Here is a 12,923-nt window from a genome sequence, read left to right on the forward strand (position 1 = left end):
CTAATCAATCTAAAACGGTCAAAAACATTCAAAAAAATTAAAAAACAGTCATAAGAAAAAAAGAAAGCTGCTGAACTCAGGTTCAGCAGCTTTCTTTAATTCACTAAATCATTCGGTAAAGTTTTTTGATAAATCTCTTTTTTGACTTGGTAAGCGAGTTTTTCATCGGTCAAAATAATGAGCACATCGCCAACATGCATAACAGTATCACCATGTGTTAAAATTTCCGATTCGCCACGGCGAATGGAAGTGAGCAACATTTGTTTAGGCCAGACAAAATCACGTACCATCGTATCATCTAAGGAACTTTCTGCAGTGATAGGTAATTCAATAATCGTTTTGTGGCCACGAATATTACTTACTTTAGAAGGAACCAAACGTTCTAATAAGCTTTCATAAATTGGCTTGCCGCCAAGACTATCGATGGTAATATAACTAACTAAAGCGACAACCCCTAAAGACATTAAATGAGAAAAATTGCCGACCATTTCTGTTACTAAAATAATCGCTGTTAACGGTGCTTTACCAATCGCAGTAAAATAACCAGCCATGGCAAAAATTAAAAAGTTTTTCACAAAAATTGGATCCATCCCTACGTACTGGACAAGTAGACTGCCATACAATGTTCCGATAATGGCACCTAAAGTTAGAATAGGCAAGAAAATACCACCAGGGAGATTCGAACCGTAAGAAACCATTGAAAAAACAAAACGTAAAACCAGTAAGCCGACTAAAGCCCAAATCGTGGCCGGTTGATTGCCTAAAGCTAAAACAATTTGATTCCCACCGCCAAGTAAATGTGGAAAGAAATAACCAATCGGTAAAATCAAAATAAAAGGAATAAAACCATAATAATTAGAAGAAAGGCCTTTGATTTTTCCATATACTTTTGGTAAGGACAACAATGTTTTTTGATATATCCAACCTAATAATCCTAGCAAAACGCCCAGCAGGACTAATGTCCAATAGTACTCTAAAGGCAAAGATTTAACGGGACCAATATAAAGAACTGGCTGCAATCCGAAGAAATGCAAAGAAACAAAGTTAGCGGAAATGGCCGCAGAAAAAGAGGTTAACCAAACTAAAGGTGAAAAGGAATGGTGAACCTCTTCTAGAACAAATAAAAGTCCTGCGATTGGTGCATTAAAAGCGGCGGCTAAACCAGCACTGGCACCACTACTGATTAAAATTTTTTCTTCAGACTTGGTGCTTTGCCGCCATTGACTATAGCCTTGTCCAACCACTGCACCTAGTTGAATTGAAGGACCTTCACGTCCCAAAAATAGCCCAGGACTAATCGCTAAGATCCCACCGATAAATTTTTTCCAAAGCACTGGAAACCAGTGAATTTCTAATTGACCTTGAAGTTGTCCTTCCACTTGGGGGATGCCACTGCCTTTAATTGCTGGTTCGCTCTTAATCAGTCGTCCTAATAAATAAGCAAGTACGAGAGAAAATAAGAACCAAGGAATCATCCAAAAGGGTTTTTCGTGAAACGTTTGATACAGATGAACGACTTGTTCGCCAATTTTTTCAATGCCTAAGCGAAATAAGCTGACAACAAAGCCGACCAGGATTCCGACGACGATGCCTTTAAGGATAAAGCCGATTCGGGTACCATCTAATTGTTTAATTTCATGTACATCATTATTCATTTCATTTTTAGCCTCCATCACTACTTACTAATGTACTGCGGTTTGACTTGATTTACAAGAAAATTTCATATAAAAAGAAAAAGATTTTTTGTTCTTTTCTAAAGAACTTCAAAGGGATTTTTGGTATACTGTATAAGATTGAAAAAAGAGAGAGGACGTTTAATATGACACAAAAACATGCCTTGGTTCAGGGAATGAATCCTCGACAAGAAGAAGCCGTTTTGCATACAGAAGGACCACTGTTAGTCATGGCTGGTGCTGGTAGTGGAAAAACGCGGGTTTTAACACACCGAATTGCCTATCTAATTGAGGAAAAAGAAGTAAATCCATGGAATATTTTGGCGATTACGTTTACCAATAAAGCTGCTAAAGAAATGAAAGAGCGTGTAAATAAATTACTGGAAACGGGTGGTGAAGATGTATGGGTCTCCACTTTTCACTCCATGTGTGTAAGAATTTTACGTCGTGATGTGGATCAGATTGGTTACAACCGTAATTTTACAATTATTGACCCATCGGAACAAAAAACATTAATGAAACGCATCTTAAACGACTTAAATATTGATTCAAAAAAATATGATCCTCGCTCAATTTTAGGTACGATTAGCAATGCCAAAAATGAATTACAAACGCCTGAAAAAGTTGCTGAAATGCAAGGTTCCTTATATGAAGAAATTGTCGCAAAATGCTATGAAGCCTATCAAAAAGAATTACGCAAAAACCAATGTATGGATTTTGATGATTTGATTATGAATACGATTCGTTTATTCAATGAACAACCAGATACGTTAGCTTTCTACCAAAATAAATTTCACTATATTCATGTGGATGAATACCAAGATACCAATCATGCACAATATACCTTAGTCAATTTATTGGCTGCACGTTTCAAAAATCTGTGTGTCGTAGGTGATGCCGACCAAAGTATCTATGGTTGGCGCGGGGCGGATATGCAAAATATCTTGGATTTTGAAAAAGATTATCCAGATGCCAGTGTAATTTTGCTAGAACAAAATTATCGGTCCACCAAAAACATTTTGGCGGCTGCGAATGATGTCATCAAAAATAACCGTAACCGCCGCGAGAAAGAACTGTGGACAGAAAATATAGACGGTGAAAAGATTGTCTATTATCGTGGAGACACAGAACGGGATGAAACACAATTTATTGTGAGCCAAATCCAAAAAGAAATGCGGGAAAATGACCGAATTTATGGTGATTTTGCGGTATTATATCGGACCAATGCTCAATCCCGTGTAGTGGAAGAAATGCTCTTGAAATCTAATATTCCGTATACCATGGTGGGCGGACATAAATTCTACGACCGTAAAGAAATTAAAGATATTTTGGCTTATTTAAGTTTGATTGCCAATCCAGATGATTCGATTAGTTTTGAACGAATTGTCAATGAACCAAAACGAGGAATCGGTAAAAGTTCAATTGAAAAATTACGGCTATTTGCGGATACGCATGGTTGGGCTTTGCTGGAAGCTGCCCAAAATGTTGATTTGGCAAATATTTCAGGAAAAGCGGGTAAAGAGCTTGGTAATTTTGGCATGATGATTCAAGACTTAACGAAAACAGTGCCCTATTTAACGATTACAGAATTGGTGAAAGAAACTTTACAACGTAGTGGTTATCGGGAAGCTTTGATGGCGCAAAATAATTTAGAGTCTCAAGCTCGCTTAGAAAACTTGGACGAATTTTTATCTGTGACTCAAGAATTTGATAAACGTTTTGAAGCGCAAAATAACGACGATCCAAATGGCGAAGAAACAAAATTGGCAGATTTCTTAACAGATTTAGCCTTGGTTTCTGATTTAGATAATTTAGAAGAGAGCTCTTCACAAGTAACCTTAATGACGTTGCATGCGGCCAAAGGGCTGGAATTTCCAGTGGTCTTTTTAATGGGCTTAGAAGAAGGGGTTTTCCCATTATCACGTGCCATGCTAGAAGAAAGTGAACTGGAAGAAGAACGGCGCTTGGCTTATGTTGGTATCACAAGAGCGGAAGAAGCCCTGTTCTTAACGAATGCTTATTCGAGAACATTATATGGTCGCACGCAATATAATCGACCAAGTCGCTTTTTAGAAGAAATTGAGGCGGAGCGTTTAATGAAACAAGGGGCGGCGGCCAATTTACAGAAAGCTCCAGCGCGCACCTTTGATCCTAAAGTATTCAAGCCCAGCGCAAGTAAACCAGCTTATACACAGCCAGCTACAAAATCAGTTAGCAACAAAGTGGCAAGTGGTGGGGAAAAAGTTTCTTGGCAAGCAGGTGATAAGGTCCAACATAAAGCATGGGGCGTTGGTACAGTCGTTCGTGTAGGCGGTTCGGCCAAAGACTTAGAGTTGGACATTGCTTTCCCAGAAAAAGGCATAAAACGGTTGTTAGCGGCATTTGCACCAATTGAAAAAATTTAACATGAAAAATAGGTCAGCAATTTAATGAGAAATCATCATTAGATAAATTCTTTTTATTTTCTATCTTAGTGTAAATGTGTTAAAAAGACGATAGGAGCATTACACTTATGAGGAGGAGTTCTACGATGGAACAACAACCATTAACATTAACGGCGGCGACAACTCGTGCGCAAGAATTAAGAAAACAACTCAATCAATATTCCCATGAATATTATGTCAAAGATCAACCATCCGTAGAAGATTATGTTTACGATCGTTTGTATAAAGAGTTAGTCGATATTGAAACGGAGTTTCCTGATTTAATCACGCCAGATTCGCCGACACAACGTGTAGGTGGCAAAGTTTTATCTGGTTTTGAAAAAGCTCCGCATGACATTCCAATGTATAGTTTAAATGATGGGTTTAGCAAGGAAGACATTTTTGCTTTTGATGAACGTGTTCGTAAGGCGATTGGTAAACCTGTTGCTTACTGTTGCGAGTTGAAAATTGATGGGTTAGCAATTTCATTACGTTATGAAAACGGGGTGTTTGTACGCGGAGCAACACGAGGCGATGGAACGGTTGGTGAAAACATTACAGAGAACTTACGAACGGTTCGCTCTGTACCAATGCGCTTAACGGAGCCCATTTCAGTGGAAGTTCGTGGCGAGTGCTACATGCCTAAACAATCCTTTGTCGCATTGAATGAAGAACGTGAAGAAAATGGCCAAGATATTTTTGCCAATCCTCGGAATGCAGCGGCGGGCAGCTTGCGCCAATTAGATACAAAAATTGTGGCGAAACGGAACTTAAATACGTTTTTATACACAGTTGCTGACTTTGGACCAATGAAAGCGAAGACGCAGTTTGAGGCATTAGAAGAGCTTTCTGCAATTGGTTTTAGAACCAATCCCGAACGGCAATTATGTCAGTCAATCGATGAAGTTTGGGCCTACATTGAAGAATACCATGAAAAGCGGAGCACTTTGCCATACGAAATTGATGGAATTGTGATTAAAGTGAACGAATTTGCGTTACAAGATGAATTAGGTTTCACTGTCAAAGCACCTCGCTGGGCGATTGCCTACAAATTTCCACCAGAAGAAGCAGAAACAGTAGTGGAAGATATTGAATGGACAATTGGGCGCACGGGGGTGGTCACTCCTACTGCGGTCATGGCTCCTGTACGAGTCGCGGGAACCACGGTTAGTCGGGCAAGTTTGCATAATGCAGATTTTATTCAAATGAAAGATATCCGTTTAAATGATCATGTTATTATTTACAAAGCCGGCGATATTATCCCAGAAGTAGCGCAAGTCCTAGTTGAAAAACGTGCAGCCGATAGTCAGCCTTATGAAATGCCGACACATTGTCCAATTTGTCATAGTGAGTTGGTGCATTTAGATGAGGAAGTGGCGTTACGTTGTATTAATCCAAAATGCCCTGCGCAAATTAAAGAAGGGCTGAATCACTTTGTCTCACGAAACGCAATGAACATTGATGGCTTGGGGCCAAGAGTGTTAGCACAAATGTATGACAAAGGATTAGTGAAAGACGTAGCGGATCTGTATTTCTTAACAGAAGAACAGTTAATGACTTTGGATAAAATCAAAGAAAAATCAGCAAACAACATTTATACTGCCATTCAAGGGAGTAAAGAAAACTCTGTCGAACGTTTGATTTTTGGCTTAGGGATTCGCCATGTGGGGGCGAAAGCGGCGAAAATTTTAGCGGAGCATTTTGGTGATTTATCAACCTTAAGTCGAGCAACTGCGGAAGAAATTGTGGCTTTGGATTCAATTGGTGAAACAATCGCCGACAGCGTTGTGACGTATTTTGAAAATGAGGAAGTTCATGAATTAATGGCTGAACTGGAAAAAGCCCAAGTGAACTTGACATATAAAGGTCTCCGGACAGAACAATTAGCAGAAGTGGAGTCACCTTTCAAAGACAAAACAGTTGTTTTAACAGGGAAATTAACGCAGTACACTCGCGAAGAAGCTAAAGAAAAAATTGAAAATCTTGGTGGAAAAGTTACAGGGAGCGTTTCGAAAAAAACTGACATTGTGGTTGCTGGCGAAGATGCTGGCAGTAAATTAACCAAAGCTGAAAGCTTAGGCGTGACCGTTTGGAATGAACAAGAAATGGTCGATGCGTTAGATGCAAGTCATTTTTAAGAAGAAAAATTAACGTTGTCAGATTTTATGTAGTAATTTGATGGTATACTTATTTTAGTCATAAAAGTTATATGAACGAGGACTTTCTGAGTTGAGAAAGGAGGTTGATGCTTATGCGCAATTCTTCTTACTTTAACGAAAGGAGCAATGTTTTTGTCCGTTGAAGCAGCGCTAGGACTGATGATTGGTTTTGCAACGCTTGTTGTGACCATTATCTTCGGTATCTTAGCGCTTGTCTTAGACAACAAAAATAACCGTTCATAAGCTTTGAGGAGCTGAACGGTTAAGCGTTTGAAATAAAACCAATAACTCAGTAAGCCACCAGTTCTTATAACTGGTAGTGGCTATTAGAGAGGTATGTTCCTGCATATCTCTCTTTTCATTTTCATAATAACATAGTTCCGTCATTTTTGCGAGCGACAAATTATCAATGAAATTCAAGGTTTCATCTAAAATATCCGACCATTTTATGGTAGAATGGGAACAGAGTGAACAGCTGTGCTAAGCTGTTTAAAGAAATACAATCCAATTGATTAATCTGAAAATGAAAATTTCAGTAAATGATAGAAAGAAGGGTATCTATGGCAATTACAGAAGAACAAGTCAAACATGTCGCTAAATTATCAAAATTATCTTTCTCCGAAGAAGAATTAGCGGACTTTACCAACCAACTAGATAAAATTATTGATATGGTGGAATTACTAGAAGAAGTAGATACAACCGGGGTTCCTTTTACTTCAAATGTGAATGAATCAATCAATGTCATGCGTGAAGACGTAGCGACACCAGGAATGGACCGTAAAGAATTAATGCGGAATGTTCCGGAATCAGAGAATGGTTACATTAAAGTGCCTGCAATTATGGATAACGGGGAGGCAGGAGCCTAATGGAAAAATTATACGACAAATCGTTAACAGAGTTACATGATTTATTGGTCTCAAAAGAAATCACTGCAGTTGATTTAACCGAAGAAACATTAAATCGTATTCAAGATACAGAAGAACAACTAGGTTCTTTTATCACAGTTAGTGAAGAAAAAGCAATGGCATTAGCCAAAGCGATTGACTTAAAAGGCATCACTGAAAGTAATCCTTTAGCAGGAATTCCAATTGGGATTAAAGATAATATTGTCACAAAAGACATTTTGACAACAGCTGGATCAAAAATGTTACACAATTTTGACCCAATTTATGATGCGACCGTGATGGATAAAGTCTATCAAGCAGATATGATTCCAGTCGGAAAATTGAACATGGATGAATTTGCCATGGGCGGAAGTACGGAAACGTCTTACTTCAAGAAAACAAAAAATGCTTGGGATCAAACCAAAGTTCCTGGCGGTTCTTCTGGTGGTTCAGCTTCTGCTGTCGCAGCCGGACAAGTCCCAGTTTCTTTAGGGAGCGATACAGGTGGTAGTATCCGCCAACCAGCCGCATTCAACGGTATTGTGGGCCTAAAACCAACTTATGGACGTGTGTCTCGTTTTGGTTTGATTGCTTTTGCTTCAAGTTTAGACCAAATTGGTCCATTGACACGAAATGTTAAAGACAATGCCTTAGCTTTAAATGCAATTAGTGGTTATGACGAAAAAGACGGCACTTCTGCAGGTGTTTCTGTTCCTGATTTTACGGCAGATTTAACTGGCGACATCAAAGGCATGAAAATTGCTTTACCAAAAGAATACTTAGGTGAAGGGGTACAATCGGATGTTCGTGAAGCGGTATTAAAAGCAGCAGAAACATTTAAATCTTTAGGAGCAACGGTGGAAGAAGTTAGTTTGCCACATTCTAAATACGGCGTAGCGGTCTATTATATTATTGCCTCTTCAGAAGCAAGTTCAAACTTACAACGCTTTGATGGCATTCGTTACGGGTACCGTTCCGAAAATGTCCAAAATCTAGAAGATGTCTATGTTAATTCACGCTCTGAAGGTTTCGGAACAGAAGTTAAACGTCGGATTATGTTAGGAACCTTCTCTTTAAGTGCTGGTTATTATGATGCGCACTTTAAAAAGGCTGGTCAAGTCCGTACACTAATCAAACAAGATTTTGAGAATGTCTTTGCGGATTATGACTTAATCATTGGCCCATCCACACCAACAGTTGCCTTTGGTCTAGGGGAAAACATCAATGATCCAATCACAATGTATATGAATGATATTTTAACCATTCCTGTCAACTTAGCAGGACTACCAGGCATGTCCATTCCAGCAGGCTTCTCAGAAGGCTTGCCAGTTGGTTTACAAATTATTGGAAAACATTTTGACGAACATACAATGTACAAAGCAGCGTACGCCTTTGAACAAGCGACAGATTTCCATACGAAAAAACCAGTCATTTTAGGGGGGAACGATTAATGAACTTTGAAACTGTCATTGGATTAGAAGTCCACGTAGAATTGAAAACCAACTCTAAAATTTTCTCCTCTGCGCCAGCGCATTTCGGAGCAGAACCAAACAGCAACACAAATGTGGTTGACTGGAGTTACCCAGGTGTTTTACCTGTCATGAATAAAGGTGCCTTAGAATTTGGCATGAAAGCAGCACTTGCCTTGAACTGTGAAATTTCAAAAGAAACACATTTTGATCGTAAAAACTATTTCTACCCAGATAATCCTAAAGCGTATCAAATTTCTCAATTTGATCAACCAATCGGACATGATGGTTGGATTGAAATTGAAGTCGAAGGCAAAAAGAAAAAAATTCGCATTGAACGGGTGCATTTAGAAGAAGATGCCGGCAAAAACATTCATGGCACAGATGGGTACTCTTATGTGGACTTGAACCGTCAAGGAACGCCTTTAATTGAGATTGTTTCAGAAGCGGATATGCGTTCACCAGAAGAAGCCTATGCGTATTTAGAAGCATTGCGTTCAATTATCCAATTTACAGAAGTTTCTGATGTGAAAATGGAAGAAGGTTCTATGCGTTGTGATGCCAATATTTCTTTACGTCCGTATGGTCAAGAAGAATTTGGTACTAAAGCGGAATTAAAGAACTTGAACTCTATGAACTTTGTAAAAAAAGGTTTAGCTTATGAAGAAAAACGCCAAGCCAAAGTCCTATTATCTGGTGGCGAAATTCAACAAGAAACACGCCGCTTTGATGAAGCAACTAGTACAACGTTGCTTATGCGTGTTAAAGAAGGCTCAAGTGACTACCGTTACTTCCCAGAGCCAGATGTTCCTCGTTTTTCAATTGATGATGAATGGATTGAAAAAGTTCGCGCTAGTTTGCCAGAAATGCCAGCCTCACGTCGTGCCCGTTATATCAGTGAATTAGGTTTACCTGAATACGACGCAATGGTCTTGACTTTAACGAAAGAAATGTCAGATTTCTTTGAAGCAACTTTAGCAAACGGTGCAGATGCGAAACAAGCATCAAACTGGTTAATGGGCGAAGTTTCTGCTTACTTAAACAGTGAAAAAGTTGAATTAGCCGATACTAAACTAACACCAGAAAATCTAGCGGGTATGATTACTTTGATTAACGATGGCACAATCAGCTCGAAAATTGCGAAGAAAGTGTTCAAAGAGTTAATTGAAAACGGTGGAGACGCTAAAGAAGTTGTCGAAGCAAAAGGCCTTGTTCAATTATCTGATCCAGCGCAATTATTACCAATGATTAACGAAGTTTTAGACAACAACCAACAATCAATTGATGACTTTAAAAACGGCAAAGACCGTGCAGTTGGTTTCCTTGTTGGACAAATTATGAAAGCAACTCGTGGACAAGCAAACCCAGGTGTGGTTAACAAGTTATTGCAAGAAGAGCTTTCAAAACGATAAGAAAGTAGCAGGCAAACCATGAAAAAAGCTAGAGTGATTTATAATCCAACGTCAGGAAAAGAGTTAGTTAAAAAGAACTTAGCCGATATTTTATCTATTTTAGAAGAATGTGGTTATGAAGCCAGTGCATTTGCGACCACACCAGAAGAAAATTCAGCACGCAATGAAGCACATCGTGCTGCGCGTGCAGGATTTGATTTACTAGTAGCAGCAGGTGGAGATGGGACCATTAATGAAGTCGTGAATGGGATTGCTCCGTTGAAGCGGCGCCCTAAAATGGCCATTATTCCTGCTGGAACGACGAATGATTATGCACGGGCCTTGAAGATTCCTCGTGATAATATCGTTAAGGCAGCAGAAGTGATTAAAAAAAATCAAACTGTCAAAATGGATATTGGTCAAGCCGGCAAAAATTACTTTATCAATATTGCGGCGGGTGGTCATTTAACGGAACTGACTTATGAAGTTCCGTCAGAGTTGAAAAGTATTTTTGGCTACTTAGCGTACTTAGCCAAAGGAGCCGAAATGTTGCCGCGAGTGAAGCCGATTAAAATGCGCATGACATATGATGAAGGTGTGTACGAAGGCAACGCATCAATGTTTTTCCTAGGGCTGACTAACTCGGTGGGTGGTTTCGAGCAAATCGTACCAGATGCTAAATTAGATGATGGTAAGTTTTCATTAATCATTGTAAAAACAGCCAATATTTTTGAGATTCTTCATTTAGTTGCGTTAATGTTAAATGGTGGAAAGCATGTTGAAGATCATCGACTAATCTATACAAAGACCAGCTATTTACATGCAGAAACGTTAGAAAAGAACAATAAAATGATGATTAATTTAGATGGTGAATATGGAGGCGATGCTCCAATGACCTTTAAAAATATGCATCAACACATTGAAATTTTTGCAAATGGTGATGCACTGCCGTCCAATGCAATTATGGGTTCTGTCTTAACTGGTAGCGATGAGATTGTCGTAGAATCAGAAGATGAAGAGGAAGAAGCATATAACGAAGCCAGCAAAGAATTTGTCAAAGAAGTTGAACGACTAACAGACGAAGATATTGATGGCGATGGAAAGATTGCCGAAAAAGAAAAGCACTAGGTAGCCCGTGAATAGCTAATGAAAGATTTAGTTGATAAGATCTTTCATTGGCTATTTTTTGACTAAGGGAAAGGATTTCATTCTTTTATTTACCTAAAAAGCCCAAACGAAATTGCTAAATCGCCATGAAAATTCGTTGTTGCTTTTCTTAGGTATTTTCATTAGAATGAGTGAAGTGTATAAAAAGAAGGAGCGACTTATGAAAAATTATCCAGTAAAGAAAAATGACGTCATTGAAGTAGAAATCGTTGACTTGACGCATGAAGGTTTAGGCGTGGCAAAAGTGGACCATTATCCATTGTTTATTGAAAATGCCTTACCAGGTGAAAAACTTGAAATCAAAGTCTTAAAAACAGGCAAAAGTTTTGGTTATGGGAAAGTATTGACTGTCCTAAAAAGCAGTGAACAGCGGGTGCCCGTGAAAGATGAAAACTTTACAAAAGTCGGGATCAGTCCGTTGCAACATTTAGCGTACGGCGCCCAACTATCATTTAAAACGCAACAAGTCGAAAATGTTATGCAACGTGTCGCTAAATTGCCAGAAGTTCCTGTTTTACCAATAATTGGGATGAATGATCCGTGGCATTACCGGAACAAAGCACAAATTCCCGTGCGTAAAATTGACAACCAATTACAAACAGGTTTTTTCCGGAAAAATAGCCATGATTTAATTCCGATGGAACATTTCTATATTCAAGACCCAGAAATTGATGCAGCAATTGTTAAAATCCGTGACATTATGCGTAAATATAGCGTAAAACCTTATAACGAATCTGATAATACAGGGAACTTACGCCATATTGTCGTTCGTCGTGGCTACCATACTGGGGAGATGATGGTTGTTCTAATTACGAGAACACCGAAATTATTCCCAATTAGTAAAATTGTGCCAGATATTTTGGAAGCTATTCCGGAAGTAGTCAGCATTGTACAAAATGTTAATCCCAAACGAACCAATGTCATTTTTGGCAACGAAACCATCTTATTACATGGGTCTGAAAAAATTACAGATACTATTTTTGATTTGAAATTTGAAATTTCCGCGCGTTCATTTTATCAAGTAAATCCACAACAAACAGAAGTGATGTATCAAAAAGTTAAAGAGTATGCGGCTTTAACAGGCAATGAAATTGTGGTGGATGCCTATTGCGGGATTGGGACGATTGGCTTAACTTTAGCCCAAGATGCAAAGCAAGTTTACGGTATTGAAGTAATTGAAGAAGCGGTCAAAGATGCAGAAAATAATGCTAAATTAAACAACATTGAGAATGCCACTTTCACGGCTGGTTTAGCGGAAGAATTATTGCCAAAATTAGTTGAAAATGGCTTGCAACCAGATGTTGTGGTGGTGGATCCACCACGGAAAGGGTTAGATGGTCAATTAGTAAACACATTAATTGAAACGCAACCTGAACGAATTGTTTATGTCAGCTGTAATCCAGCCACACTCGCTCGCGACATTGCATTATTAACAGAAGGTGGCTATGAAGCAAAAGAAATTCAACCAGTAGATAATTTCCCACAAACGACCCACATTGAATCTGTCACGTTATTAACAAAGGCGGTGGATTAAATGAATGAAAAAGAAAAAATGTTAGAATTAATTAAAAAGAAACAAGGTGGTGGCCGTTCTAAAAAAATGGAAACTCCCAAAAATGATCGTAAAAACATGCGCAAAGGGCCTAAAATTTTTAATAAATAAGCGGTTATCAGTAAAAAGTTGCCGCCCATTAATGAAATGGGCGGCAACTTTTTTGTTAAAGTATTCCTAGCTAAACAAATAAGTTGTTCTTTTG

At 38.7% G+C, this 12,923-nt stretch carries 11 protein-coding genes; 9 read left to right on the forward strand and 2 right to left on the reverse strand.

Translation table 11 applies throughout. The features are described from left to right. Window positions 1-95 precede the first annotated feature (95 nt). Entirely contained in the window at window positions 96-1,655 is a 1,560-nt protein-coding gene (locus tag IGJ52_RS02740) for a ClC family H(+)/Cl(-) exchange transporter (protein ID WP_002368023.1), read from the reverse strand. Window positions 1,656-1,819: 164 nt separating this feature from the next. Between IGJ52_RS02740 and pcrA the strand changes: the two genes are divergently transcribed. Continuing rightward, the gene (gene pcrA, locus IGJ52_RS02745) at window positions 1,820-4,078 is read left to right on the forward strand and encodes a DNA helicase PcrA (RefSeq protein WP_002363179.1); all 2,259 of its coding nucleotides are present in this window, start codon (window positions 1,820-1,822) and stop codon (window positions 4,076-4,078) included. A gap of 125 nt (window positions 4,079-4,203) precedes the next feature. After that, entirely contained in the window at window positions 4,204-6,234 is a 2,031-nt protein-coding gene (gene ligA / locus IGJ52_RS02750; RefSeq protein ID WP_002375948.1) for an NAD-dependent DNA ligase LigA, read from the forward strand. On the opposite strand, the gene IGJ52_RS02755 is transcribed toward ligA, so the two are convergent. Then, window positions 6,231-6,446, reverse strand: coding sequence for a hypothetical protein (locus tag IGJ52_RS02755; RefSeq protein WP_002382998.1), 216 nt, complete (start codon window positions 6,444-6,446; stop codon window positions 6,231-6,233). The two genes, ligA and IGJ52_RS02755, sit on opposite strands and share 4 nt — an antisense overlap. Here IGJ52_RS02755 and IGJ52_RS02760 point away from each other — a divergent pair. The 7 genes from IGJ52_RS02760 (at window position 6,412) to IGJ52_RS02790 (ending at window position 12,829) form a co-directional block, all read left to right on the forward strand. Next, a complete protein-coding gene (locus IGJ52_RS02760) occupies window positions 6,412-6,498 on the forward strand; it encodes a hypothetical protein (RefSeq protein ID WP_306173767.1) in 87 nt (28 codons plus the stop codon). The genes IGJ52_RS02755 and IGJ52_RS02760 overlap by 35 nt on opposite strands. A gap of 317 nt (window positions 6,499-6,815) precedes the next feature. Then, window positions 6,816-7,121: an Asp-tRNA(Asn)/Glu-tRNA(Gln) amidotransferase subunit GatC gene (gene gatC, locus IGJ52_RS02765; protein WP_002355569.1), complete on the forward strand. Its 306-nt coding sequence runs from the start codon at window positions 6,816-6,818 to the stop codon at window positions 7,119-7,121. Further along, the gene (gene gatA / locus IGJ52_RS02770) at window positions 7,121-8,590 is read left to right on the forward strand and encodes an Asp-tRNA(Asn)/Glu-tRNA(Gln) amidotransferase subunit GatA (RefSeq protein WP_002419989.1); all 1,470 of its coding nucleotides are present in this window, start codon (window positions 7,121-7,123) and stop codon (window positions 8,588-8,590) included. Before gatC ends, gatA begins: the two co-directional genes overlap by 1 nt. Beyond that, window positions 8,590-10,020 carry an Asp-tRNA(Asn)/Glu-tRNA(Gln) amidotransferase subunit GatB gene (gatB, locus tag IGJ52_RS02775; RefSeq protein WP_002358703.1) on the forward strand — a complete coding sequence of 477 codons (1,431 nt, stop codon included), beginning with the start codon at window positions 8,590-8,592 and terminating at the stop codon, window positions 10,018-10,020. The genes gatA and gatB overlap by 1 nt, the downstream gene beginning before the upstream one ends. Before the next feature lie 18 nt (window positions 10,021-10,038). Beyond that, window positions 10,039-11,127, forward strand: coding sequence for a diacylglycerol kinase (locus IGJ52_RS02780; protein ID WP_002383001.1), 1,089 nt, complete (start codon window positions 10,039-10,041; stop codon window positions 11,125-11,127). Window positions 11,128-11,326: 199 nt separating this feature from the next. Beyond that, on the forward strand, window positions 11,327-12,700 hold the full coding sequence (gene rlmD, locus IGJ52_RS02785; RefSeq protein WP_202573338.1) for a 23S rRNA (uracil(1939)-C(5))-methyltransferase RlmD: 1,374 nt from the start codon (window positions 11,327-11,329) through the stop codon (window positions 12,698-12,700). Further along, window positions 12,701-12,829: a hypothetical protein gene (locus IGJ52_RS02790; RefSeq protein WP_002355577.1), complete on the forward strand. Its 129-nt coding sequence runs from the start codon at window positions 12,701-12,703 to the stop codon at window positions 12,827-12,829. Window positions 12,830-12,923: the final 94 nt, after the last annotated feature.

The sequence above is a fragment of the Enterococcus sp. DIV1758 genome (assembly GCF_051711985.1).
GTDB lineage: Bacteria > Bacillota > Bacilli > Lactobacillales > Enterococcaceae > Enterococcus > Enterococcus faecalis.

Bases quoted from the DNA above. Each gene is read 5' to 3' on its own strand.
- pcrA (WP_002363179.1), top strand. From the start codon at position 1,820: ATGACACAAAAACATGCCTTGGTTCAGGGAATGAATCCTCGACAAGAA.
- gatA (WP_002419989.1), top strand. From the start codon at position 7,121: ATGGAAAAATTATACGACAAATCGTTAACAGAGTTACATGATTTATTG.
- IGJ52_RS02740 (WP_002368023.1), bottom strand. From the start codon at position 1,655: ATGAATAATGATGTACATGAAATTAAACAATTAGATGGTACCCGAATC.
- ligA (WP_002375948.1), top strand. From the start codon at position 4,204: ATGGAACAACAACCATTAACATTAACGGCGGCGACAACTCGTGCGCAA.
- IGJ52_RS02780 (WP_002383001.1), top strand. From the start codon at position 10,039: ATGAAAAAAGCTAGAGTGATTTATAATCCAACGTCAGGAAAAGAGTTA.
- IGJ52_RS02755 (WP_002382998.1), bottom strand. From the start codon at position 6,446: ATGGTCACAACAAGCGTTGCAAAACCAATCATCAGTCCTAGCGCTGCT.
- gatC (WP_002355569.1), top strand. From the start codon at position 6,816: ATGGCAATTACAGAAGAACAAGTCAAACATGTCGCTAAATTATCAAAA.
- IGJ52_RS02790 (WP_002355577.1), top strand. From the start codon at position 12,701: ATGAATGAAAAAGAAAAAATGTTAGAATTAATTAAAAAGAAACAAGGT.
- rlmD (WP_202573338.1), top strand. From the start codon at position 11,327: ATGAAAAATTATCCAGTAAAGAAAAATGACGTCATTGAAGTAGAAATC.
- gatB (WP_002358703.1), top strand. From the start codon at position 8,590: ATGAACTTTGAAACTGTCATTGGATTAGAAGTCCACGTAGAATTGAAA.